At 67.3% G+C, this 22,975-nt stretch carries 21 protein-coding genes and 1 riboswitch; of the genes, 10 read left to right on the forward strand and 11 right to left on the reverse strand.

The features are described from left to right. The first annotated feature begins 21 nt into the window (after positions 1-21). Complete coding sequence (locus tag J6U32_RS11935) at positions 22-1,572, forward strand: Hsp70 family protein (protein ID WP_208795628.1); 1,551 nt, start codon at positions 22-24, stop codon at positions 1,570-1,572. 62 nt (positions 1,573-1,634) lie between these two features. On the opposite strand, the gene metX is transcribed toward J6U32_RS11935, so the two are convergent. Beyond that, on the reverse strand, positions 1,635-2,783 hold the full coding sequence (metX, locus tag J6U32_RS11940) for a homoserine O-acetyltransferase MetX (RefSeq protein WP_208795629.1): 1,149 nt from the start codon (positions 2,781-2,783) through the stop codon (positions 1,635-1,637). A 24-nt stretch (positions 2,784-2,807) separates the two neighbouring features. Beyond that, positions 2,808-4,142, reverse strand: coding sequence for a bifunctional o-acetylhomoserine/o-acetylserine sulfhydrylase (locus J6U32_RS11945; protein WP_208795630.1), 1,335 nt, complete (start codon positions 4,140-4,142; stop codon positions 2,808-2,810). A gap of 61 nt (positions 4,143-4,203) precedes the next feature. Then, positions 4,204-4,324, reverse strand: a riboswitch (SAM riboswitch). A gap of 218 nt (positions 4,325-4,542) precedes the next feature. Between J6U32_RS11945 and J6U32_RS11950 the strand changes: the two genes are divergently transcribed. Together J6U32_RS11950 and J6U32_RS11955 are read left to right on the forward strand one after the other, a co-directional pair. Continuing rightward, positions 4,543-6,273, forward strand: a complete 1,731-nt coding sequence (locus tag J6U32_RS11950) for a cutinase family protein (RefSeq protein WP_208795631.1) — start codon at positions 4,543-4,545, stop codon at positions 6,271-6,273. A 93-nt stretch (positions 6,274-6,366) separates the two neighbouring features. Then, positions 6,367-7,695, forward strand: coding sequence for an MFS transporter (locus tag J6U32_RS11955; RefSeq protein WP_425324126.1), 1,329 nt, complete (start codon positions 6,367-6,369; stop codon positions 7,693-7,695). Here J6U32_RS11955 and bfr read toward each other — a convergent pair. Beyond that, positions 7,653-8,138 carry a bacterioferritin gene (bfr, locus tag J6U32_RS11960; protein WP_208795632.1) on the reverse strand — a complete coding sequence of 162 codons (486 nt, stop codon included), beginning with the start codon at positions 8,136-8,138 and terminating at the stop codon, positions 7,653-7,655. The genes J6U32_RS11955 and bfr overlap by 43 nt on opposite strands. 97 nt (positions 8,139-8,235) lie before the next feature. Next, positions 8,236-8,415: a (2Fe-2S)-binding protein gene (locus tag J6U32_RS11965; RefSeq protein WP_208795633.1), complete on the reverse strand. Its 180-nt coding sequence runs from the start codon at positions 8,413-8,415 to the stop codon at positions 8,236-8,238. 123 nt (positions 8,416-8,538) lie between these two features. Between J6U32_RS11965 and J6U32_RS11970 the strand changes: the two genes are divergently transcribed. The 3 genes from J6U32_RS11970 to J6U32_RS11980 all read left to right on the forward strand — a co-directional run bounded on the left by J6U32_RS11970 (position 8,539) and on the right by J6U32_RS11980 (position 11,663). Next, positions 8,539-9,387: an exodeoxyribonuclease III gene (locus J6U32_RS11970; protein WP_208795634.1), complete on the forward strand. Its 849-nt coding sequence runs from the start codon at positions 8,539-8,541 to the stop codon at positions 9,385-9,387. 69 nt (positions 9,388-9,456) lie between these two features. Continuing rightward, the gene (gene trpS / locus J6U32_RS11975; RefSeq protein ID WP_208795635.1) at positions 9,457-10,497 is read left to right on the forward strand and encodes a tryptophan--tRNA ligase; all 1,041 of its coding nucleotides are present in this window, start codon (positions 9,457-9,459) and stop codon (positions 10,495-10,497) included. A 104-nt stretch (positions 10,498-10,601) separates the two neighbouring features. Continuing rightward, on the forward strand, positions 10,602-11,663 hold the full coding sequence (locus J6U32_RS11980; protein WP_208795636.1) for a YhjD/YihY/BrkB family envelope integrity protein: 1,062 nt from the start codon (positions 10,602-10,604) through the stop codon (positions 11,661-11,663). A 27-nt stretch (positions 11,664-11,690) separates the two neighbouring features. On the opposite strand, the gene J6U32_RS11985 is transcribed toward J6U32_RS11980, so the two are convergent. The 3 genes from J6U32_RS11985 to J6U32_RS11995 all read right to left on the reverse strand — a co-directional run bounded on the left by J6U32_RS11985 (position 11,691) and on the right by J6U32_RS11995 (position 14,923). Continuing rightward, the gene (locus J6U32_RS11985; protein WP_208795637.1) at positions 11,691-12,998 is read right to left on the reverse strand and encodes a D-alanyl-D-alanine carboxypeptidase family protein; all 1,308 of its coding nucleotides are present in this window, start codon (positions 12,996-12,998) and stop codon (positions 11,691-11,693) included. 75 nt (positions 12,999-13,073) lie between these two features. Next, the gene (locus J6U32_RS11990; protein WP_208795638.1) at positions 13,074-14,462 is read right to left on the reverse strand and encodes an aspartate aminotransferase family protein; all 1,389 of its coding nucleotides are present in this window, start codon (positions 14,460-14,462) and stop codon (positions 13,074-13,076) included. Beyond that, positions 14,459-14,923, reverse strand: a complete 465-nt coding sequence (locus tag J6U32_RS11995; protein ID WP_006367518.1) for an Lrp/AsnC family transcriptional regulator — start codon at positions 14,921-14,923, stop codon at positions 14,459-14,461. The genes J6U32_RS11990 and J6U32_RS11995 overlap by 4 nt, the downstream gene beginning before the upstream one ends. 110 nt (positions 14,924-15,033) lie before the next feature. Here J6U32_RS11995 and J6U32_RS12000 point away from each other — a divergent pair, with 110 nt between their 5' ends. Further along, the gene (locus J6U32_RS12000; protein ID WP_208795639.1) at positions 15,034-16,533 is read left to right on the forward strand and encodes an aminobutyraldehyde dehydrogenase; all 1,500 of its coding nucleotides are present in this window, start codon (positions 15,034-15,036) and stop codon (positions 16,531-16,533) included. Further along, on the forward strand, positions 16,530-17,945 hold the full coding sequence (locus tag J6U32_RS12005) for an NAD(P)/FAD-dependent oxidoreductase (protein WP_208795640.1): 1,416 nt from the start codon (positions 16,530-16,532) through the stop codon (positions 17,943-17,945). Before J6U32_RS12000 ends, J6U32_RS12005 begins: the two co-directional genes overlap by 4 nt. A gap of 4 nt (positions 17,946-17,949) precedes the next feature. On the opposite strand, the gene J6U32_RS12010 is transcribed toward J6U32_RS12005, so the two are convergent. Continuing rightward, complete coding sequence (locus tag J6U32_RS12010; RefSeq protein WP_208795641.1) at positions 17,950-18,372, reverse strand: PaaI family thioesterase; 423 nt, start codon at positions 18,370-18,372, stop codon at positions 17,950-17,952. Positions 18,373-18,446: 74 nt separating this feature from the next. Here J6U32_RS12010 and J6U32_RS12015 point away from each other — a divergent pair, with 74 nt between their 5' ends. Both J6U32_RS12015 and J6U32_RS12020 read left to right on the forward strand, forming a co-directional pair. Then, a complete protein-coding gene (locus J6U32_RS12015; RefSeq protein ID WP_208795642.1) occupies positions 18,447-19,085 on the forward strand; it encodes a TetR family transcriptional regulator in 639 nt (212 codons plus the stop codon). Further along, positions 19,003-19,824 carry an HD domain-containing protein gene (locus tag J6U32_RS12020; protein WP_208795643.1) on the forward strand — a complete coding sequence of 274 codons (822 nt, stop codon included), beginning with the start codon at positions 19,003-19,005 and terminating at the stop codon, positions 19,822-19,824. Before J6U32_RS12015 ends, J6U32_RS12020 begins: the two co-directional genes overlap by 83 nt. On the opposite strand, the gene J6U32_RS12025 is transcribed toward J6U32_RS12020, so the two are convergent. From J6U32_RS12025 to J6U32_RS12035, 3 genes are read right to left on the reverse strand one after another with little or no spacing between them, the layout of a single operon-like run. Beyond that, positions 19,745-20,491: a type 1 glutamine amidotransferase gene (locus tag J6U32_RS12025; RefSeq protein WP_208795644.1), complete on the reverse strand. Its 747-nt coding sequence runs from the start codon at positions 20,489-20,491 to the stop codon at positions 19,745-19,747. The two genes, J6U32_RS12020 and J6U32_RS12025, sit on opposite strands and share 80 nt — an antisense overlap. After that, positions 20,488-21,369 carry a universal stress protein gene (locus J6U32_RS12030; protein WP_208795645.1) on the reverse strand — a complete coding sequence of 294 codons (882 nt, stop codon included), beginning with the start codon at positions 21,367-21,369 and terminating at the stop codon, positions 20,488-20,490. Before J6U32_RS12030 ends, J6U32_RS12025 begins: the two co-directional genes overlap by 4 nt. After that, on the reverse strand, positions 21,359-22,879 hold the full coding sequence (locus tag J6U32_RS12035; RefSeq protein ID WP_208796079.1) for an APC family permease: 1,521 nt from the start codon (positions 22,877-22,879) through the stop codon (positions 21,359-21,361). Before J6U32_RS12035 ends, J6U32_RS12030 begins: the two co-directional genes overlap by 11 nt. Positions 22,880-22,975 lie beyond the last annotated feature (96 nt).

The raw sequence follows: 22,975 nt of genomic DNA on the forward strand, positions 1-22,975 counted from the left end.
AGCGATTGTTAGCAACACTAAGTGGGGATTGACATCAGTTCGACGTTCGAGATCAACGACCAGGCAAGACCGGGCGACACCACGTCGCTGGGTGTCTCCGTCGGCGAGGGCATGATCCATTACGTCCTGCTCACGCACGACGAGGCAGGTCGCACCGCGCTCGAAGCGCGCGTCTTCGACGTCGATCCCACCGACGGGCTCGACTCGGTGGGACGGGTGAACGCGGGCATCGACCTGATGCTCGACGCTGCCCGCGCCGCCGACCTGCGCGTCGGCCCGATCGGGGTGGCGGCGCGGACCGCAACCCAACGCCGTCGCCTGCGCTCGGGCGGATCCGGGACACGCCGACAGATCCACCTGGGCTCCGACGAAGAGGCGGTCGCCGAATTCCTGACCCGAACCGGACAGATCGGTCGGTTCTCCTCGGTGGTCGTCGCCGACTGCGGCGACACCGGCGTGTCGCTCTACACCGTGGATCCCGCCGCCGGCCGTGTCGAGGCGATCGAACGGTCGACGGTGCTCAGTGGCCGTCGGATCGACGAGGCGCTTGCCGACCACATCGCGGCCGAGGTGGACGGGGCCGACGCCGGCGCCCGCACCAAGCGTCAGCGTGCCCAGTTGGTCAGCGCCTGCCGCACCGCGAAGGAAGAGGTCGCCGATTCCTCGTCCGCCCCGGCTGCGTCCACCGTGGGGCAGGGCTCGCCGGCGGCGTTGGCCGGGGTGCCATTGACCTCGGCGACGGTCGAGCAGGTCGCCGATCCGATGGTGGACGAGGCGCGCGAGGTGTTCGCCCGTTATCTCGCCGACCTCCGGTCGCGTGGTCACGCTCCGGACGCAGCGGTGCTGGTCGGCGGGTTGGCCAACCTGCCGGTCACCCGGCGGATCGTGCCGGACGCCGGACTCGACCTCCTCACCCCGGGGTCGCCGGAACTGGCCGCGGCCACCGGTGCGGCAATGCTGGCCGGCAAGGCCGGCACCTCCCGACTGGCCTTCATCGGTGGCCGCCGGGCGCGCAGTTGGTCGGCGGTACCGGTGGCGATCGTGGCCGGGATCATCGGCGCGATCGTGATGGCGGCGGTCGCCGTCGGAGCCACCGTGACCGACGACGCCGACCCGCTGCCCTCTCCGACGCGCACGGCCGACGCACACACCATTGACACCACTCGGGACTCGGGATTCACGACGACGTCGCATCACCAGACGACGTCGGTGATGACCTCGGTCGCGGCGCCGTCGGCCACCGAGCCCGCCGGGCATGAGCAACTCCCGAGTTGGGCGACGACCGAACTCCCGCTCACGACGTCGACGACCACCCTGACGCTGGTGCCCAACACCACCACGCCGCCGGCGACGACCACACCGTCGACGACGACCCCGTCCGGACCCACGCTGACTCCGTATCCGACGCTTCCGATCCCGTCCGGTCTGATCCCACCCGACCTGATCCCCAGCATCGTGGCGCCGCAGACGACGGCTCCGGGAATCCGTCCCTCCCAGTCGGCGTCGAGTACCTCGCCGACCCCGGATGCGGGGGATTCGGCGCAGACGACCACCACCACACCTGCCCGCTGAGACACGCCCGCCCACGACGCCTGTGGGCGCGTGGGCGGGGTGGTGTATCGGTGCGAGGTCCGTCAGCGGCGGGCGAGATCCACGGTGCGCTTGAGGAGATCGGCGATCGCATCGAACTCGGTGAGGAATCCGTCGTGGCCCTTGTCGGACCGGACCACCTGGAGCCCGCCGACGCAGTTGCCGAGACCTTCGGCGATTTCTGCCTGTAACCGCAACGGGTACAAGCGATCCGAATCGATGCCGGCGACGATGGTCGGAACGGTGCACGAGGCGAGGGCGGCGGCGATACCACCCCGGTTGCGGCCGACGTCATGGTGGTTCAGCACGTCGGAGAGCACCACATAGCTGCCCGGATCGAAGCGCTCGATCAGTTTGTCGGCCTGGTGCTCGAGATAACTCTGCACCGCGTAGCGGCCGCCGAGGAGCGGATTCTCTTGCGCCTGAGGCGCATTGGCGAACCGCTCGTCGAGTTCACCCTCGAATCGGTAGGTGAGGTGGGCGATACGTCGGGCGATTCCGAGGCCGGCGATCGGGGAGCGCCCGGTGCCGTGGTAGTCCCCGCCCTGCCAGTTGGGATCGGAGGTGATCGCCGCGATCTGGGTGGTCTGTGTGCCGATCTGATCGGCGGTCGCGCGGGCGCCGACCGCCAGCACCAGGGCGCTGCGGACCCGATCGGGGTACTCGATCGCCCACTCCAGCGCACGCGCGCCGCCCATCGAGCCGCCGAGTACCGCGCCGATTCCCCGGATGCCCAGGGCATCGAGCAGGGCCGCCTCGGCGCGCACCTGATCGAGCACGGTGATGTCGGGGAAGCGTGAACCCCAGGGCCGCCCTTGCGAATCCGGCGACGACGGGCCCGTCGACCCACGGCAGCCGCCGAGGACGTTGGCGGAGATGACGCACCATTCGTCGGTGTCGATGGCAGCTCCCGGCCCGATCAGGCCGTCCCACCACCCGGGCGAGGGATGCTCGTCGGTGGGCGCGCCGGTCACATGCGAGTCGCCGGTCAGGGCGTGCAGCGTGAGGATCACGTTGTCACGTGCGGGCGACAACGTCCCCCAGCGCTGGAACGCCAGGGTGACGTCGTCGAGTTGCTGCCCGTTGTCGAGAGACAACGACCCCAAACGCATTCGGACCATCTGCCCGTCGGGAACTCGTTCCCACTCGGGCTGATGCGTCGTGGACGCCTGGGGGTCGATACTCACCGACACGGGTGTTGTACTCCTGTCCTCGAACTACTTGGCCGCCGCGAAACCCTGGTCGAGGTCGGCGATGATGTCGTCGATGCCCTCGATACCGACGGCCAGGCGCACCAGGCCGGGGGTCACACCGGCAGCGAGCTGCTCCTCGGGGGTCAGCTGGCTGTGGGTGGTCGAGGCGGGGTGGATGACCAGCGACCGCACGTCACCGATGTTGGCGACGTGGCTGTGCAGCGTCAACGCCTCGACGAAGCGCTTCCCCGCGTCGACGCCACCGGCGATCTCGAAGCCGATGATCGCGCCCTGCCCCTTGGGGGCGAGCTTCTGACCACGGGAGTACCAGGGCGAGGACTGCAGACCGGCGTAGGCGACCGACTCGACCTGAGCGTGATCGGCGAGATGGGCCGCGACCCGCTGCGCATTGGCGACGTGGCGCTCGACGCGCAGGCTCAGGGTTTCCAGTCCCTGGGCGAGCAGGAAGGCGTTGAACGGCGAGATCGCCGCACCGGTGTCACGCAGCAACTGCACGCGTGCCTTGAGCGCGTAGGCCGGCGCACCGAGGTCGGCGAACACCGCACCGTGATAGCTGGGGTCGGGGGTGGTGAAGCCGGGGAACAGATCCTGGCCGTCACGCTGCACCCGCCAGTCGAAGGTGCCGCCGTCGACGATGATGCCGCCGATCGCGGTGCCGTGCCCACCGATGTACTTGGTCGCCGAGTGGACGACGATGTCGGCGCCGTGGGCCAGCGGGTTCAGCAGGTACGGGGTGGCGACGGTGTTGTCGACGATCAGCGGCACGCCGTTGCGATGGGCGACCTCGGAGATGCCCTCGATGTCGAGGATCTCGTTGTTGGGGTTGGAGATCGACTCGCCGTAGAAGGCCCGGGTGTTGTCGCGGACCGCGGCCTGCCACGAATCGAGATCCTCGGGATCCTCGACGAAGCTCACCTCGATACCGAGCTTGGGCAGTGTGTAGTGGAAGAGGTTGTAGGTTCCGCCGTAGAGACGCGGGCTCGACACGACGTGTCCGCCGTTCTCCACGATGTTGAGGATGGCGTAGGTCTCGGCGGCCTGACCGGACGCGACCAACAGTGCCGCCACACCGCCCTCGAGCGCGGCGACACGCTGCTCGACGGCGTCCTGGGTGGGGTTCATGATGCGGGTGTAGATGTTGCCCGGCTCGGCGAGGCCGAAGAGGTTGGCCGCGTGGGTGGTGTCGTTGAAGACGTACGACGTGGTCTGGTAGATCGGCAGTGCACGAGCGTTCGTGGCGGCGTCGGCCGACTGGCCCACATGGATCTGCTTGGTCTCGAAACTCCAGTCGTCGGCTGGGTTCTGGGCATCCGTGCCGTCGTTGGCTACGTCAGACATGAGAATAGATCACTTTCTGCGGTCGGCAGGGTGTGGTGACCCTGATGGGGTCCGACCTTCGGACCCGCGCTTGCCGGGGATGCTCGTCGCGATCCCACAACCCGGTCATCACCCGGAGCACCCCACCGCGGTTGGAGGGTTGCCGATCAGCGAGCCGGGGCTTGACGCTGATACTCATGACCTGGCGACAAGGATATAACACGGTCGTCGGCGGCTGAGAACCCTCCTGCTCAGCCTGGTTTGCGTGCTGGACAGAAACGGTCGGAGTCGGTTCGGGCGTGGCGGCGGGTGTCGCCCGGACGGACCAATCGCGTCCTGATCTCGACGGATCGGCCGGAATCGGCCGCGCCGTCTGCCTACTCTTGCCCCATCACGGTTCCCTCGCCCAAGGACGTGTCCGATGCGGCTCTCACCTTCCTTCGCCTCGCTCCGCGGCAGCATCTCGACCGGAGTGGTCGGGGCCGCGACTGTGGCGCTCATCGCGGCCGCATTCTGGGGTCACGGGGTCGCGTCGGCGGAAACAGCGGCGGCGTGCAGTCAACCCGGTCGGGTGTTCATCGTCGGCGGCACGTGGAATTCCGACGGTTCGTATCTCGTCGGGATCGAACAGCGCTACACCGGGCACGGCGCCCACTGGGAGGAGCTGCCGGACAGTCCGTACTCCGGCGCGGGCGCCTACGAGATCGAGCAGGTGCCCTACTCCGCGACCATCTGGCCGCTCGGGTCGGTCGGATACAACGCCAGCGAGGCCGAAGGGTCGGCCAATCTGGAGCAGGCCGTCGCCGCGTACCAGCAGCAGTGCGGTGCCGACAAGAAGATCGTCATCGCCGGCTACTCGCAGGGGGCGCGGATCGCCGGCGACGTGCTCACCGACATCGGGGCAAATCGGTCGGTGACCATGGACGACGGCTCGACCTACGTCATCTCCACCACCGATTCCGACGGTGCACGCACGGTGTCGGGAGAGCTCTACTCCGATCCGCGGATGTCGGCGACGCTGTGGGGACAGGGGATCGAGGCGACCCTGGTCGGGATCATCCCCGGTCTGACCATGTCCGGAACCCGAGCGGTCACCGACTACGGGGGCCTGCCGGTGACCACCTACTGCATCGCGGGCGATCCGATCTGCGATCTCCCCGATCCGTTCCATGACCCCATCGGCGACCTCGACGCCCTCCTCGGCTATTGGGTCAAGCACGGTCAGTATCCGTTTCACATGTATCAATTCCCGGGCACCGGCACGACCTGGTACATGAACGGCGCGAACGAGCCGATGACGTGCACGCAGAGCGGGTCGCTGCAGACCTGCACGATCGCCTCGCCCTCATCGATGGTCATCCTCGCCCAGAACCTCGTCGACGCGCTGGGCCTGCACTGGTCGGTCCCGGACCTGGTGGCCTACCGGTTCCGCCTACCCGACATCATCGGGATCACCCTTGCCGACTTCCAGCCACCGATCCGCTGGGTCATGGACTGGTTTCCGCCGTTGCCACAACTGGGCTACGGCGCGTACCTGCCGGATCTCTACGCCTTCGAGAACACCATCAACGGCGCGCTCACCTGGAACCGTGAGCTCTTCGAAGAAGGAGTGCAGGCACTGCTGGCCAGCGGCAAGAGCATCGTCGCATTGCCGCTCAATTTCGTGAAGTACTGGGCGGCGCGCGTCGTCGAGGGCATCACGACGGTGCCGAGGGGTTCGACGAGTGCGGGTGCGGGTGCGACGGTGCTGTCGACCCCGACACAGGTCGCGGTGCCGCTGCTTGCGTCCCGACAGAGCGCTGTCGGTGGTGGGGCGGGCGCTGTGGGCGAGGAGGCGGGCGCTGTCGGTGGTGGGGCGGGCGCTGTGGGCGAGGAGGCGGGCGCTGTGGGCGCAACGCAGGCACCGGCGCCCGAGTCGAGTGTGGCGCCTATGTCGAGTACGTCGCCGGAGCCGAGTGTGTCGCCTACGTCGAGCACGTCGCCGGAGTCGAGTTCGACGACCGAGTCGGGCGCGACGTCGTCGCAGTCGGAAACGTCGTCACAGGAGAGTTCCGCGCCGTCGCCAGGTGAGACCGAGAGCGGTTCCGCACCGGATCAGACAACGGTGCCGTCCGCCTCGTCGGCGAAGGAATCTGCTGCCGCCACACCGTGACGGACGTCTCGATTCCGGTCCGACGAACCCGTGTGAACGAACTCACCCGACCACACGGGAATCCGCACCGGACGGGTGGTGGTTGCGCCTCCCGTGTCGAGATCAGCCCACCCCACCTCCGCCGTGACCGCCGACGCGACGCCTGCCGCCGGTACGGCGCCGTCGGAGGCGTCCGAAGATCTCGAAATCACGTTGTCCGACATCGTTTCTCGTGGCCCGTCATCGTTGCGCTGGGCGATCCTCGCGTTGGCCCTCGGCAGTTTCGGTATCGGGACCACCGAATTCGTCGCGATGGGTCTGCTGCCCAACATCGCCGGAGCCCTCGATGTCAGCGAGCCCACCGCCGGGACGGTGATCTCGGTGTATGCGCTCGGCGTCGTGGTCGGTGCGCCGCTCATCGCCGCTCTCACCGCCCGGATGTCGCGGCGCACACTGCTGATCGGCCTGATGGTCGCCTTCACCGTCGGCAACGTCGCGACGGTGCTCGCGCCGACCTTCGGGTTGCTCATCGCGGCGAGGTTCGTGGCAGGTTTACCGCACGGCGCATATTTCGGGGTCGCCGCTCTGGTGGCAGCGCATCTTGCCGGCCCGGGCCGGCGCGCCAAGGCCATCGGGCAGGTCATGCTCGGCCTGGCGGTGGCCAATGTCGCCGGCGTTCCGATGGCCGCGTGGCTGGGTGAGCATTTCGGTTGGCGCAGTGCATTTCTGGTGGTCGTCGTCGTCGGTGTGGCGACCGTGGCCGCCCTGATCCGCAGCCTTCCGTCGTTGCGTGACATGCGCGTCACCAACCCGGTCACCGAACTCGGTGCCCTGCGCCGCTCGCAGGTGTGGTTCACGCTGTTCATCGGCATTGTGGGCTTCGGTGGGATGTTCGCGTTCTACACCTATCTGAACACCACGTTGACCACTCTCGGTGGCCTGCCGGTGGGTCTGGTCCCGCTCGCGTTGATGCTGTTCGGACTGGGCATGGTCGTCGGCAACATCGTCGGGGGGATCGCCGCCGACCGCAGCGTGTCGCGCTCGATCCTGGTGGGACTCGTCGGACTCGCCGCGGTCTTGCTCTGCTTTGCCCTCTTCGTTCAGATCATTTGGGCTGCACTGGCATTGACCTTCTTGGTCGGTGTCGCCGGCACCTCGATGGTGCCCGCACTGCAGACCCGATTGATGGATGTCGCCGAGGACGCCCAGACGTTGGCGGCGGCACTGAACCATTCGGCCCTCAATATCGCCAATGCCGCCGGCGCATGGCTCGGCGGCATCGTGATCGCGGCGGGACACGGCTATCGCGCACCCTCGGTGCTCGGGGCCGTGCTGGCCGTGGCGGGGATCGTCGTCCTGGGCGTCGCCGTGGCGGCGGCGCGTCGGACGCGAGGACCCGATCAGCCCACGTCGGGTGGCGTGGCGACCGTCTTGGACATATAGAGCTGCTCGCCGAGGCGATCCATCAGCTCGAGCTGGGTCTCGAGGTAATCGATGTGGTGCTCTTCGTCCTTGAGGATCTCCTCGAAGAGCTTGGCCGAGGTGATGTCGCCCTTGCTGCGGCACATCGCGATTCCCGGCTTGAGGCGTTCGACGACCTCGATCTCGACGGCCAGATCACATTCGAACTGCTCGCGCAGTGTCTGGCCGATACGCAGCGGCAGGATCTGCTGATAGTTGGGCAGACCCTCGAGGAACAGGATGCGGTCGGTGAGGATCTCCGCGTGGGTCATCTCCTCGATGGATTCGGCCCGCGTCTTGGCGGCGACCTCGGTCAGTCCCCAGTTGTCCTGCATCTTGGAGTGCAGAAAGTACTGATTGATTGCCGTCAATTCGCTGGTCAGCTGCTCATTGAGCAGGGCGATGACCTCGTCATCTCCACGCATGCCACAACTCCGTTCGGTCCAGGGACTGGTGTCTTCGAACGTTAGCACGGGCAATTGCCCCACGCGCTCGATTCGCGTGGGGTCGAACGCGGGTGGGTCAGGCTGCGGTGGTGACGGACGTCCTTTCGCTCACGATCTGTGCAAGCCGTTCGAGGCAGGTGCCACATCCTTCGCCGGCGCCGCAGCGGTCGCTGATCGCGTCGACGGTTCGAGCGCCCGCGGTGCAGTGCTCGTGGACCTCGTCCTCGGTCACCGCGCGACAGATACAAACGAACATGGACCTCACCTCATCTGGCTGTTAGGTGAGGATTACATAAAGTGCCGGCTTGGCGCAAGGGTTGCCTTACCTTTGGAATCACTCCAGATAACGTGTCGGTGGCCGCACGTAGGGTGGGGCACCGTGACCACGTCGATCACCACCATCAACGTCAACGGCATCCGCGCCGCCACCAAGCAGCGTTCGGAGATCAATCCCGGCTTCTTGAGCTGGCTCGAAGCGTCAGGCACCGACATCGTCCTGATGCAGGAGATCAGGGCCGACGCCGAGCAGACCGAAGCTGCCCTGGGTCCCGCGCTCGACGCCGGCTGGCACCTGTCGATGACCGAGTCGGTCGTCAAGGGCCATGCCGGGGTCGGTGTGCTGAGCCGCTCCGCCCCGACGGCCGTGCGCGTCGGATTCGGCAGCGAGGAGTTCGACGCGACCGGGCGCTATCTCGAGGCCGACTTCGACGTCCCCGATCTCGGGGCGCTGACCGCGGCCAGCCTGTATCTGCCGAAGGGGGCGGCCGCGCCGACACCGTCGGCCACCGAGAAGGAGGCCGCCAAGTTCGCCGAGAAGGAGCGCTTTCTCGACGAGTTCGGTGAGTACCTCACCGGAGCGGCACGGCGCCGTCGGCACGTTGTCGTGGGCGGGGATTGGAACATCGCGCCCGCCGAACTCGACATCAAGAACTGGAAGGGCAATCTGAAGAATCCCGGCTTCCTGCCGCACGAGCGGGAATGGGTGGGCGCGCGGCTCGAGTCGGGCTGGACCGATGTCGTGCGTGAATTGCACCCGGCCATCGACGGTCCCTACAGCTGGTGGTCGTGGCGCGGTAAGGCATTCGACAACGACTCCGGTTGGCGCATCGACTACCAGCTCGCCAACCGGTCTTTGAGCCGACGGGCGGTGAAGGCCTTCGTCGATCGCGCCGACTCCTACGATCGCCGATGGTCCGATCACGCCCCGGTCACCGTGGCCTACGAGTGATCCGCGGCGTCCGATCCCACCGTCGGGCTCCCGCGGTAAACCGCTCGACCCGTCTGAAAGAATCGACCCATGAATGACGTCTCCGGGTCGGTGTCCGCGCCGCGTCAGCGGGTGCTGTCGGGCATCCAGCCCACCAGCGATTCCTTTCACCTGGGCAACTACCTCGGTGCCGTGCGTCAGTGGGTGGCCCTGCAGGACGACTTCGACGCGTTCTACTTCATTCCCGACATGCACGCCCTCACCGCCGAATTCGATCCGTCGACGCTGGCGCACCGCACGCGGCTGTCGGTGGCGCAGTTGCTCGCCGTCGGCGTCGACCCGAACCGGGCGACGGTCTACGTCCAGTCCCACGTCCCCGAGATCGCGCAACTGACCTGGGTCCTGCAGTGCATCACCGGATTCGGCGAGGCCAACCGGATGACGCAGTTCAAGGACAAGAGCGCCAAGCAGGGCGCCGACGCCGCCGGGGTGGGGCTGTTCACCTATCCGATCCTGATGGCCGCGGACATCCTCGCATTCGATGTCGACCTCGTCCCGGTCGGTGAGGACCAGCGTCAGCACCTCGAGCTGACCCGAGACCTCGCGCAGCGCTTCAACAAACGCTTCGGCGACGTCCTTCGGGTGCCACGCGCGCATATCGTCGCCGAGTTCGCGAAGATCTACGACCTGCAGAACCCGACGGCCAAGATGAGCAAGTCCGCCGAGACCGACAAGGGTCTGATCAATCTGCTCGACGACCCGAAGCGCTCGGCCAAGAAGATCCGCTCCGCGGTCACCGACACCGGCTCGCAGATCTCCTTCGATCCCGCCGACAAGCCGGGTGTGAGCAACCTGCTGACGATCCAGTCGGCGCTGTCCGGGGTGGGCATCGACGATCTCGTCGCCAAGTACGAGGGCAAGGGATACGGCGACCTCAAGGTCGACACCGCCGAGGTCCTCACCGAGTTCGTGACACCCCTACGTGGCCGCGTCTCCGAATACCTCGATGACCCCACCGAACTCGACGCCATCCTGGCCTCGGGTGCGGCCCGGGCCCGCGACATCGCATCCGCCACGCTGAAGTCGGTATACGACAAAGTCGGGTTCCTGGCACCTACGGTAGGGGCATGAGGCCCGTGCCCGGTTGATCCGGGTCAGCGGGTACCGACGCGGAGCGTCTGCAGGCGTACCCACGCGGGGCCCGCGCGCTTCGCCGACAGGGAGGTGAGGCGACGATGGGTTCGGTGATCGCGTGGTTCAAGAATCTGCTCGCGCGTGCGAAGGAGTGGTTCGCTGACGCTCGAGCACGATGGCCCTGGCTCGATCACACTCTGCGCACCCAGGAGCGTTACACCAACCGGCGCGGCAACGTGCATGCCGCGAGCATCAGCTTCAACGGAATCCTCGCCCTCGTCCCGATCCTGATGGTTGCGTTCGCCGTTGCGGCATTCGTCCTGGCGAGCAATCCCGACCTGATCGAACAACTCAAGGACGCCGTGGTCAAGCAATTGCCCGGCGGCATGGGGGATCAGATCGGCACGGTCATCGACTCGGCGATCTCCTCACGCGCCACCGTCGGCATCATCGGTCTCGTCGGTGCCGCGCTGACCGGTGTCGGCTGGATCGCCGGTGTGCGCGCCGGGATGACGGAGATGTTCGGGGGCCGACTGTCCCGCAATGCTCTCGTCTCGAAGGTGACCGATCTGCTCACCTTCGTGGTGCTCGGGCTGGCCTTCGCCGCGACCGTGGCACTGACGACGCTGGCCAACGGTGGTGGCATCGTCAGAAAGGTCCTCGAGTGGGTCGGCGTTGACCACACCGCATGGGCCCCGGTGCTCCTGCGGGTGGTGGCGATTGCGATCTCGGTCTTCGCCAGCTGGATGCTCTTCACCCTCGTGCTGGCTCGTCTTCCCCTGGTGCCGTTGCCTTTCCGCAACTGCCTTAGCGCCGGACTGATCACCGCGATCGCGTTCGAGATCATCAAGAACCTGGGCGGGCTCTACCTCAAGTCGGTGCTCGGCAGCCCGGCCGGAGCGGCGTTCGGGCCGATTCTGGGCATCATGGTCTTCGCCTATCTCGCGTCGCGGATCATCCTGTACGCCACCGCGTGGTGCGCCACCGATCCGCTCAACGAGGGTTTCCAGGTCGACGACGAGATCGATGAGACCCAGCAGCGACCGGTGGTGATGCGTCCGACCGTGGAGGTCTCTCCGATGCCGAAGGTCGGTGCACTCGCCGGTGCCGCTGCCGTGGGAGCAGCGGTGGGCATGGCGCTCCGGCGCGTCCGCGGCGACTGACCGACCCGTCTCGGGGCCACGGACGGGTCAGCGGCGGCGCCGCCCGGTGATGCGCGTGGCCGCGGCCAGCAAGATCACGACGACGAGTGCGACGACCAGCCCGACGAGAACACGGGTGGCGGTCGAGTGGTCGACGGTGTTCGCCGGGCGAGCGGCGCCCGCCTGCGTCGTCTCCGCCGATGACCCCGATGATGCGGTGGTCGCCGCCGGTGCCGATGTGTTCGGGCCCGCGATGAGCTCACCCACCCGAATGTCAGCCGGTGCGTGGAATCCGTACTCCAGCAACGACTGTGCTTGGGTCCAGTAGTTGTCGTCGGCTGTCGAGAGTCCGTACATCTGCACGATCAGGATGGTCTTGTCGCCGTGGCGGGCGGCTCCCACGAAGGTCTTGAGCGCGTCGTCGGTGTATCCGGTCTTGCCGCCGAGCATTCCTGGATAGCCTTGCAGCAGTAGCTGATCCGAGGTCTGCATCTCGTATCCGGGGTGCGGTGTGTCGCTGGTTACGTCCGAGCGGGGTGGGTATCCGGGGAAGTGGTAGGTGGGTGTGGAGATGATGTCGCGGAATGTCGAGTTGTTCATCGCGGCACGGAAGATCAGGGCCAGGTCGTAGGGCGAGGTGGACATGCCGGCGGCATCGAGGCCCGACGGCGTGGCCGCCCGGGTGTCGAGCGCGTGCAGGTCCGCGGCAAGCGAATTCATCTTGGTGAGTGTGCTCGCCACCCCGCCCAGTTCGCGCGCGAGCGCATGCGCGCAGTCGTTGCCCGAGACGATCAGCAGCCCACTGAGCATGTCGCGCACGGTGTAGTGCCCGCCCGGTCCCATGCCGCAGGAGTCGCCCTCCTGACTCCAGTCCTCGGCGGTCGGGACGACTGTCTTGTCGAGGTTGAGGCCGGCATCGAGGACGGTCAGGGCCAGCAGCACCTTGATCGTCGACGCCGGGCGGTAACGCCCGTGGGGGTCCTTGGCGGCGATGATCGCGCCGGTGTCCATGTCGGCCACCAGCCAGGCCGCCGAGGTGAGGCGTTCGGGAATCGGACCGGCACCGGGATCGGCGATCACCCCGCATGCCGACAGGCGCTCGCCTCCGACGGTCGGCGTGGGGATCGGGAGTGCAGTGGGCGTGGTGGATCCGGGGGCGACGACCTCGGAGGTGTCGACCGGTGGCGGCGGGGCCTGTCGATGCGGGCATTGATCTGTGATCGGTGTGGTCACCGGCGGAACGGCAACGGCGGCCCCGGGTGCGCTCACCAGGGCCGCCGCACACACCGCTGTCAGCACCGCACCGATCCGCACCGCACCGATCCGCCGGCCAAGGTGCGTATTCCCCCACGTCACCGCACGGACGTTACCAGCGGCGTCACCTCTCGGCGCCATGTCGTGTGGGCAACGCCGAGACCGGATGTCGGCCGGTCAGAGCAGCGTGTAGGCCTCGGTCAGCACCGAACGGAGAATCTGCTCGATCTCGTCGAACTCGGCCTGCCCGGCGATCAGCGGCGGGGCCAGCTGGACGACCGGGTCGCCGCGATCGTCGGCGCGACAGTACAGCCCGGCGTCGAAGAGCGCCGTGGACAGGAATCCCCGCAGGATGCGTTCGGCCTCGGCGTCGCTGAACGACTCCTTGGTGGTCTTGTCCTTCACGAGTTCGATGCCGTAGAAGTAACCCTCGCCGCGGACATCGCCGACGATCGGGAGATCGTGCAGTTTCTCCAGCGTCGCGCGGAACGCGGGGGCGTTGGTCTTGACGTGATCGTTGATGCCCTCGCGTTCGAAGAGGTCGAGATTGGCCAGCGCGACCGCCGCCGACACCGGATGCCCACCGAAGGTGTAGCCGTGCGGGAAGGTGGTCGATCCGTCGTTGAACGGCTCGAAGAGCCGGTCGCTGGCGATCATCGCACCGATCGGGGAATAGCCGGAGGTCATGCCCTTGGCGCAGGTGATGATGTCGGGCTGGTAGCCGAAGTCCTCACAGGCGAACATCGAGCCGATGCGGCCGAAGGCGCAGATCACCTCGTCGGAGACGAGTAGGACGTCGTATTGATCGCAGATCTCGCGGACCCGCTCGAAGTATCCCGGCGGCGGCGGGAAGCACCCGCCGGCGTTCTGCACCGGCTCGAGGAACACCGCCGCAACGGTCTCGGGGCCCTCGAATTCGATGGCCTCGGCGATACGGTCGGCGGCCCACCGTCCGAACTTCTTGGGATCGGCGGCCAGATCCTCGTCGGGCGCGCGGTAAATGTTGGTGTTGGGCGCGCGGAATCCGCCGGGGGTGAGTGGCTCGAACATCTGCTTGAGCGCCGGTACGCCGGTGATCGCCAGCGCGCCCTGCGGGGTGCCGTGGTAGGCGACCGCACGCGAGATCACCTTGTGCTTCATCGGTTTTCCGGTGAGCTTGAAGTACTGCTTGGCCAGCTTCCACGCGCTCTCGACCGCCTCGCCGCCGCCGGTGGTGAAGAAGACCCGATTGAGGTCACCGGGTGCGTAGGCGGCCAGGCGTTCGGCCAATTCGATGGCCGGCGGGGTCGCGTACGACCACACCGGGAAGAAGGCGAGTTCCTTGGCCTGGCGAGCGGCCGCTTCGGCCAGCTCGAGGCGACCGTGGCCGGCCTGCACCACGAACAGGCCGGCGAGGCCGTCGAGGTAGCTGCGCCCGCGGTCGTCGAAGATGCGGACACCCTCGCCGCGGGTGATCACCGGCGGGGCAATGCCCTCGCCGTGGCGGGCGAAGTGGCCCCACAGGTGCGCTGCGCTGCGTGCTCCGAGAGAGGACCCGTCGACGGACGGTTGTGCGGTAGTGGTCATCGTGTTCCCCAATTGTATTGCTGTTTGACGAGTTTCAGATAGACGAGGGTCTCGGTGCCGGTCACCTCGGGATGTTTGCGGACGGTCCGGTTGAGGATCGAGAGGAGGTGATCGTCGTCCTCGCAGACCACCTCGATGAGGATGTCGAACGAGCCGGCGGTCAGCACCACGTAGTCGATCTCGGGGTTCCCGGCGAGTGCCGTGGCCAGTTCCTCGGTGTCGCCGGTACATCGGATGCCGATGAGGGCCTGGCGGGCGAACCCCAGCTTGAGGGGATCGGTGACGGCGACGATCTGCAGTAGTCCGCTCTCGCTCAGCTTCTGTACGCGATTGCGTACCGCCGCCTCCGAGAGTCCGACCTCCTTGCCGATCGACGCATACGAACTGCGCCCGTCGGCTTGCAGTAGCTCGATGATTCTCTTCGCGGTGCCGTCGAGATGAGGGTGAGAGGCTTCAGGCACTCACCGATCTTGACGGATTCAGTGGTAAAGCGCAACCGATACTTCTGATTTCGTCATAAAATTGCCGGAAAGAATCGCGAATCCGCATTATTGGCGGTAGGATCGCAGCCGTGTTGACCACCAGCATCCCGTCCGGATGGATCGCCGGCGCGCCGATCGACGGTGCCGGACCGGACCATACCGTTCTCGATCCTGCCACCGGTGAGTCCGTCGCAGAGCTCGCATTGGCCGGACCGGCCGATGTCGATGCCGCCGTAGCGGCAGCTCGCGGTGCCCAAAGGGATTGGGGTGCAGCCACTCCCGCGCAGCGCTCCGAGGTACTCGCGGCGCTTGCGGCTGCTCTCGACGCAGAGGCCGATCTGCTCGCCGAGCAGGAGACCGCGCACACTGGCAAGGCGATCCGGCTCTCCCGCGAATTCGATGTGCCGGGCAGCATCGACAACGTGCGTTTCTTCGCAGGCGCCGCCCGCATTCTGGAGGGCAAGGCCAGCGGCGAGTACTCCGGCGACCACACCAGCTCGATCCGCCGCGAACCGGTGGGTGTCGTCGGGTCGATCACGCCGTGGAACTACCCACTGCAGATGGCGGTCTGGAAGGTGTTGCCCGCGTTGGCCGCCGGGTGTGCCGTCGTACTCAAACCGGCCGAGCTGACACCGCTGACCACGTTGACACTGGCGCGACTGGCCACCGAGGCGGGCCTGCCCGACGGCGTGCTCAACGTGGTGGTCGGCACCGGTACCGACGTCGGAGCCGCGATCGCCGGTCATCCCGACGTGGACATGGTCACCTTCACCGGATCGACCGCGGTCGGCCGGACCGTGATGGGTCAGGCCGCCACCCATGGCACCCGCGTTCAACTCGAACTCGGCGGCAAGGCCCCGTTCGTGGTCTTCGACGACGCCGATCTCGATGCCGCCATCGCCGGTGCCGTCGCCGGGTCGCTCATCAATGCCGGTCAGGACTGCACCGCGGCAACCCGGGCGATCGTGGCCGCCGACCTCTACGACGACTTCGTCGCCGGGGTGGCCGAGGTGATGGGGTCTGTGGTGGTGGGTGATCCGCGGGATCCGGCCACCGACATGGGGTCGTTGATCTCGACCGCCCACCGCGACAAGGTCGCGCAAATGGTGGCGCGCGCACCTGCGCAGGGTGCCCGGGTGGTCGTCGGTGGACAGGTGCCCGACGGACCGGGGGCGTTCTATCTGCCGACGCTGATCGCCGATGTCGCCGAGTCGTCGGAGATCTATCGGGACGAGGTCTTCGGCCCGGTGCTGACCGTCTCGGCCTTCACCGACGACGACGATGCCATCCGCCGCGCCAACGACACCGTCTACGGTCTTGCGGCCTCGGCGTGGACCCGCGACGTCTACCGCGCCGGCCGCGCCTCCCGGGAGATCCACGCCGGGTGTGTGTGGATCAACGACCACATCCCGATCATCAGCGAGATGCCGCACGGTGGGGTCGGGGCCTCGGGCTTCGGCAAGGACATGTCGATGTACTCACTCGAGGAGTACCTGACCATCAAACACGTCATGAGCGACAACACCGGTGTCGCGCAGAAGGACTGGCACCGAACGGTGTTCGCCGATCCGGGTCGGGGTTCGCGATGACGTGGGCGAGCACACCGGGACGCCGGGCCGTCGAGATGGTGGCACAGGCCGCGCCGACGTCGTATTGGCTCGACCGGCCCGACCGTCCCGCCCCCCGTCAGCGGCTGTCGGAGGAGATCGACGCCGACCTGCTGGTCGTCGGCGGTGGCTTCACCGGACTGTGGACCGCGGTGACCGCCGCCGAACGGGACCCGGGCCGGCGGATCGTGCTGGTCGAACGTGATCGCATCGCCGAGCACGCCTCCGGCCGCAACGGCGGATTCTGCTCGTCGAGCATCACCCACGGACTCGGCAACGGCATCGATCGCTTCGAGGACGAGATGGACACGTTGCTGCGTCTGGGGAGTGAGACGCTCGACGAGATCGAGGCCGCGTTGGCCCGCCTGGACATCGACGCCGATGCCGAGCGCACCGGCGAACTCGACATCGCCAACGCCGACTGGCAGGTCGATGATCTTCGGGAGATGTCTTCGGCGGCGGCATTTCTCGGTAAGGAGATGCCGTTGCTGCCGGGACCGCAGGCGCGGGCGCGGGTGAACTCGCCGATGGTCAAGGCTGCGCTCTTCGACCCCGAGGTGATCATGCTCGACCCCGCGAAACTCGCGTGGGGGCTGGCTGCGGCGGCCGAGCGGCTCGGGGTGCGCATCTACGAACACACCGAGGTCTCCGGACTGCGGCGCGAGAACGGCCGGATGCGCGCGCGGGCCGGGTTCGGTGACGTCGTCGCCGATCGGGTCGTCCTGGCGACCTCGGCGAGTCCGTCTCTCGTGCGGCGACTTCGGCCCTACATCGTTCCGGTATGGGACTACGCCCTGATGACCGAGCCCCTCGACGCCGAGCGGCGGGCGGCGCTGGGTTGGGCCGGACGCGAGGGTCTGGCCGATTGTGGTCCACGCTTCCACTACTTCCGGCTGACCGCCGACGATCGGATTCTGTTCGGCGGCTGGGATGCGCTCTACCACTACGGTTCCGACGACTCGCGTCGTCATGAGTACGAGCCGGCCGAGTTCGCGTTGCTGGCCGAACACCTGCTGCAGATGTTCCCGCAGCTCGAGGGTGTCCGCGCCAGTCACACCTGGGGTGGCGTGATCGACACCTGCTCACGGTTCTGTGCCTTCTGGGACCGCTCGCACGGTGGTCGGGTGGTGACCACGGTCGGCTTCACCGGCCTCGGCGTCGGGGCCTCACACTTCGCCGCGGCGACCGCACTCGATCTCGTCGACGGCCTGTCGACCGAGCGTACCGCCCTGAAGATGGTGCGCTCCAAGCCGATTCCGTTCCCGCCGGAACCGTTGCGGTGGACCGGGATCACGCTGACCCGCCACCAACTCGCCCGCAGCGAGCGTCGCGAGGGCAAGCGAGGCGCATGGTTGACCGCGATGGACAAGGTCGGCCTGGGCTTCGACAGCTGAGTCCTCAACCGACCTGGTAGGTGCCCGTAGCGCGGGCGACGAGGGTGTCGTCGGTCGCCGAACGCAGGTCGACAGTGCAGTGACACAGTCGTTTCCCGCCGTACAGGCGGTCGGCAACGATCCTCAGATCGGCTGCGATCAGCGGCGAGACGAAGGTGACCGACAGTGACGTGGTGACGCCTCGCAGAGTCGCGGGGATCTCCCGCCCGGACCACGCCGCAGCCATAACCCCGATGTCGGCACATGCGCTGAGCGCGCCGCCGTGCACCATCTCGCCCACCGTGGTCAGGTCGGGGCGAAACGGCATGCGCAGTTCGGCGTGGCCGTCGGAGATGTCGTCGAGCGTGATGCCCAGGGTGGCCACGAAGGGGGATTGCGGGATGAGTGCACGCATCACCATCGAGCCGTCGGTGAATTCCGTCGTCATGGATACTCCTTGGTGTAGTCGAGATACGAAAAACTAGTTGGACTATGTAAACATAGTTTGACTATGTTTGACACATGACCTCCTTGCTCTCCGAGCCCCACGACAGGCGACGGCGCCGCACCCGCGCCGCCGTCCTCGACGCGGCTTCCACTCTGTTCGCGCGCGACGGCTATCGACAGACCTCGGTCGACGCCCTCGCCGCCGCCGCCGACATCGCCCTGACCTCTCTCTATGCCAATTTCGACGGAGGCAAGGCTCACGTGTACGCGGTCCTCGCATGTGCTGCGGCGCAACGGCACGCCCAGCGCATGTCACAGACGTTGCAGTCGGTCGCTCCCGGTGGACCGGCCGCGCGTGCCGCGCTGACCGAATACGTCAACTTCCACCGCGATGAACCCCTGGCCTTCCGGTTGCTCGGGTTGTCCGACGTCGCCGACGACCCGACACCGGCGGTCGGTATCGCCCGTCGGGAGATCGCTGCGATCCTGCTGGGTGTCGTTGATGAGGTGGTCGATCGCATTGCCGATGGCCCGCTGCCCCCGCGCGATCGAGTTGAGGTTCGCGAGCAGGTTGTTGTTGCCTGGGCCGGGATCAATGGGCTGCTCGCGCTGGTGGAGCGCGGTGTGATCGATGACGACCCCGACGGCCTTCTGCGACGCGCCGTCGCGCTCCATACCCACGATCTGGCTGGTGTTGACCATGCGGCCCGGTGAGCACTCGACACCTCAGCAGGCGCGGATCGCCGTGGCCGCTCTCGCGGCCTCGGTGCGATTGGCCCCGCGGTCGTTGCGCGGACCGGGCACCGGTCCGTCACGTCCGCTCATCCCCATACCCGACACCGCGGTCTGCCGTCACGCCGACGAGATGGCTCGGGACACACTCTCACCGGCGGTGTACCAACACAGCCGGCGATGCTGGGAATGGGCCATGGCACTCGCCGAGGTCGACGGGCTGACGCCGGACCCGGAGGCGCTGGTGGTGGCGTGCCTGCTGCACGACCTTGAGCTGGGCGGCGACGCCCAGGAGTTCGGATGCTTCGCCGTGGCCGGTGGGGTTGCGGCCGCCGACCACTGCATCCGGTACGGCCGTACCGATCTAGCCGATGTCGTGTCTGCCGCGATCGCCGGCCACTTCGCGCCGCGGGCCGGGTCCGGCGAGGTGGATCGGGCGCTTCACGACGCCGCTCACCTCGACGTGGCGGGCCACCGTGTCGGCGAGGTCACCCGTGCACACGTCGCAACGGTCCTCGATGCCTTCCCCCGCAACGGATTCCGGTCCGAGTTCGGTGCACTGATCGCGGTCGAGTCGCGACGGCGACCGGCGTCGACTGCCGCGGTGATCCGTCGGGTCGGGCTCGGGGCTGCGATGCGACTCAATCCGTTGGAGCGCTGGCGGCCGACCCCAACAGGGTCAACCACCGCCGAAGAAGCGCATCGGCAAGGGGAGCGGTGACGGCGGCGGTCACGTCGGCGTCGGCGGGAAACCGTTCGGTGGCGGCGCTACCGATGGCCGCTTCGACCGTGGCCTGCGACTCGGCGTCCAGCCAGGCCTTGACCATCGTCCGGTCGGCCTCGAGGTGGCACTGCACTCCGTAGGAATTCCCGTGGCGGAACACCTGATTGGCGTATGCCGCCGACGACGCGAGACGCACTGCACCGGTGGGTAGGTCGAAGCTGTCGAAGTGCCACTGCACCGTGCGTAGTGGGGTCGGCGTCAGGCTGCCCCAAAGTTCGTCGGCGCGCCCGTCCTCGGTGAGTGCCACCTCGTGTATCCCGATCTCGGGGACGGCTCCGGTGTAGACGCGGGCCCCGAGTGCGGTGGCGAGCAACTGCGAACCCAGGCAGACGCCCCACACCGCCACGCCCTGTTCGAGTGCGCGACGCAGGAATCCGATCTCGGCGCGCAGCCAGCCGAGCGTATCGGCGTCGGCAACACCCATTCCGCCACCCATCGCCACGATGCCGTCGAAGGTCGATGGGTCCGGTGGCAGCGGTTCAGACCATGCGTGTACCAGTGTGAGGTCGGCGAGATCGTCGAGAGCGGACTGGTAGGCCCCAGGTGGCTCGGTCTCGGCGTGTTGAAGGACGAGAACCCGGGGGCGCGGTGCGGCGGTTCTCATTCGGTCCTCGGCACCACGATCACCGGTGCTGTGGTCCAGCGCAGGATGCGGGCCGCGGTACTCCCCAGGAAGACCCGGTTCTCGGCGCCGAGGTGACCCGAGCCGACCGCCACGAGATCGTTGTCGTCCCACTGTAGATTGTCGAGCGCCTCGTCGAGGGTGGGTCCGTCGGCGACGAGCACCTCGATGTCCAGCTCGGAATCGACGGCGGCCCTCGTCTTCTCCAGCAGATCCCGGACCACCTCGACGCGGCGTGCGCGCGCACTGCGCGAGAGGTCGTCGTCGAACGGCGACTCCAAGGAGACCAGGGAGACCAGACGCAGATCCAGGTGTGCCTGTTCGGCGAACGCCAGGGCGAACGGTAGGGGATTGCTGGTGGTGGGCTTGACCGGAACGGCAACCGTGACCATGTCCAGGGCGACTGCGGGCCGGGTGGCGTACCCGCGCGGGGCCAGCGCCACCGGGAGCGGCGCCGAGTGCAGCAATTCGGTGCTGACCGTACCCAGCGTGTGTCGGCTGATCAGCCCGTCCCCGGTGCCGCCGACCACGATCATCTCGGCACCGGCCTGCTGGGCCAGACCGATCAGGCCGTCGGTGAACGACTCGTCGACCACCACGACCGTGCGTGTCTCGATGTCGTCGGGGATGCGTGCGGCACCGGCGGCCAGCCAGGTTGCCGCCTGGTTCTCCAGGCGGGCCTGATACTGCTCGACACCGGGGTGTCCGTCGTAGGGGACAGGGTGCACCACGCACACGAGATCGATGGCCGCGCCGGTCTTTCGGGCGATAGCGACCGCGAGGGCGATGCCGTCGTCGCCCGACGGCGTGGCGAGATAGCCGACGGTCAGTCTCGGGCGTGCGGAGGAGTCAGTAGACATCGGGAACCTTCACTTCGGTCGTGGCGGTCAGTGTCTTGCCCTGGAAGAACTCTCGGCGCTGGGCGAAGCAGGCCAACATGAGCGGGATGCCGAGCACCAGCATGCCGACTCCGAGGATGAACACGCCGCCGACCGGCCCGACCGAGGTGTAGCCGTAGTCGGGATTGAACATGTCGATGGCGCTCTTGAGGAACGCCCACGTCATCGCGGCGCCGCCGAGGAGCGGGAACAGCCCGCGCATGAAGAAATTCCGAGCCGAGGAGAACAGTGTGCGCCGGAAATACCAGACCGATGAGTACGCGGTGATCCCGTAGTAGAACGCCACCGCGAGACCGAGCGAGGCGATCGAGTCGGCCAGCGTGTTCTGGCTCGCTATGGACAGGACTAGGTAGAAGGCCAGCGCCGAGACACCCATCACCGCGGTGCCGAAAGCCGGGGTCATGTAGCGCGGGTGGATCTTCGAGAAGCGATCCGGGATCGCCTTGTAGACCGCCATCGACAGGCTGCCCCGGGCGGTCGGCAGGATCGTCGACTGGGTCGAGGAGATGGCCGAGACGCTCACCGTCAGCAGCAGGGCGGCGGCGAGGATGCCACCGGCCACCGGCTTGCCGAGAATCGTCAGCACGTCGTCGGCGTTGTCCGGGTTGTTGAGTCCGATTCCGGTCTCACCGAAGCCGGCGAAGGCCTGGACGGCATAGGCCACGAGTACATACGTCGCGACGAGGATCAGGCAGGTGATCACCGCGGCCCGGCCGGGCGTCTTCTCCGGATCCTTGGTCTCCTCGCCGACCGCCAGGCATGCATCCCACCCCCAGTAGATGAAGATGCACAGGATCACCGCGGCCGCGATCTCGGACTGGCTCAGCCCGCTCGGCCACAGCCAGCTCCATTCCGGTGAGATCGCCTGCGGGCCGGCATGTCCCGTGCCGACCTTGACCAGTGCGATGATACTCGCGAGGATCAGGACGCCGAACTGGATGAACATCAGCGCCGAGAGCAATCGCTCGCTGATGACGATGCCCCGGATGCTGACCCAGGTCATCCCGGCGATGAAGACACACCCGAGCAGCACCTTGATCCACAAGGTGTCGGCCAGGCTCTCCAGGCCGAGGAACTTGAGGAGATACACCGCGGCGATCTCGGCGACGTTGGCCAGCACGATGATGGCCGACACGGCCAGCCCCCACCCGCCGATCCAGCCGACCCACGGGCCGAACGCCTTGGTTCCCCAGGTGAAGGTGGTCCCACAGTCCGGGGTGTCCTTCGCCAGCTCGCGGTAGGCGAACGCCACCAGCAGCATCGGGATGAAGGCGACGACGAACATCGCCGGAGCCTTGGTGTGCACCGCGGCCACCACGTACCCCAATGTGGCCGCCAGGCTGTAGGCCGGCGCCACCGCCGACAGCCCGATGATCACATTGCCGACGAGGCCGATGGAACCGGCTCGTAAACCCTTGTCGCCCTGGATCTCGGCGTGAACGCTTTCGGTCAATGTCTTGCTCCCACTCAGTCCGTGTGCTGGAGACAGAGTAGGGTTTCCGTCATCAGCGCGCAGCGTGATGACGGAATTAGTGACAACATTCAAGAAATGTCGTGGAATCCGTCG

It is taken from the genome of Gordonia polyisoprenivorans (assembly GCF_017654315.1).
GTDB classification, from domain to species: Bacteria; Actinomycetota; Actinomycetes; order Mycobacteriales; family Mycobacteriaceae; genus Gordonia; species Gordonia polyisoprenivorans_A.

Excerpts from the sequence above, each read along its gene's own strand:
- J6U32_RS12015 (WP_208795642.1), top strand. The coding sequence starts at position 18,447 with ATGACCTCCTTGCTCTCCGAGCCCCACGACAGGCGACGGCGCCGCACC.
- J6U32_RS11965 (WP_208795633.1), bottom strand. The coding sequence starts at position 8,415 with ATGTTCGTTTGTATCTGTCGCGCGGTGACCGAGGACGAGGTCCACGAG.
- J6U32_RS12030 (WP_208795645.1), bottom strand. The coding sequence starts at position 21,369 with ATGTCTACTGACTCCTCCGCACGCCCGAGACTGACCGTCGGCTATCTC.
- J6U32_RS11990 (WP_208795638.1), bottom strand. The coding sequence starts at position 14,462 with ATGACCACTACCGCACAACCGTCCGTCGACGGGTCCTCTCTCGGAGCA.
- bfr (WP_208795632.1), bottom strand. The coding sequence starts at position 8,138 with ATGCGTGGAGATGACGAGGTCATCGCCCTGCTCAATGAGCAGCTGACC.
- J6U32_RS12025 (WP_208795644.1), bottom strand. The coding sequence starts at position 20,491 with ATGAGAACCGCCGCACCGCGCCCCCGGGTTCTCGTCCTTCAACACGCC.
- J6U32_RS11980 (WP_208795636.1), top strand. The coding sequence starts at position 10,602 with ATGGGTTCGGTGATCGCGTGGTTCAAGAATCTGCTCGCGCGTGCGAAG.
- J6U32_RS11945 (WP_208795630.1), bottom strand. The coding sequence starts at position 4,142 with ATGTCTGACGTAGCCAACGACGGCACGGATGCCCAGAACCCAGCCGAC.
- J6U32_RS12005 (WP_208795640.1), top strand. The coding sequence starts at position 16,530 with ATGACGTGGGCGAGCACACCGGGACGCCGGGCCGTCGAGATGGTGGCA.
- J6U32_RS11950 (WP_208795631.1), top strand. The coding sequence starts at position 4,543 with ATGCGGCTCTCACCTTCCTTCGCCTCGCTCCGCGGCAGCATCTCGACC.
- trpS (WP_208795635.1), top strand. The coding sequence starts at position 9,457 with ATGAATGACGTCTCCGGGTCGGTGTCCGCGCCGCGTCAGCGGGTGCTG.
- J6U32_RS12010 (WP_208795641.1), bottom strand. The coding sequence starts at position 18,372 with ATGACGACGGAATTCACCGACGGCTCGATGGTGATGCGTGCACTCATC.
- J6U32_RS12020 (WP_208795643.1), top strand. The coding sequence starts at position 19,003 with ATGACGACCCCGACGGCCTTCTGCGACGCGCCGTCGCGCTCCATACCC.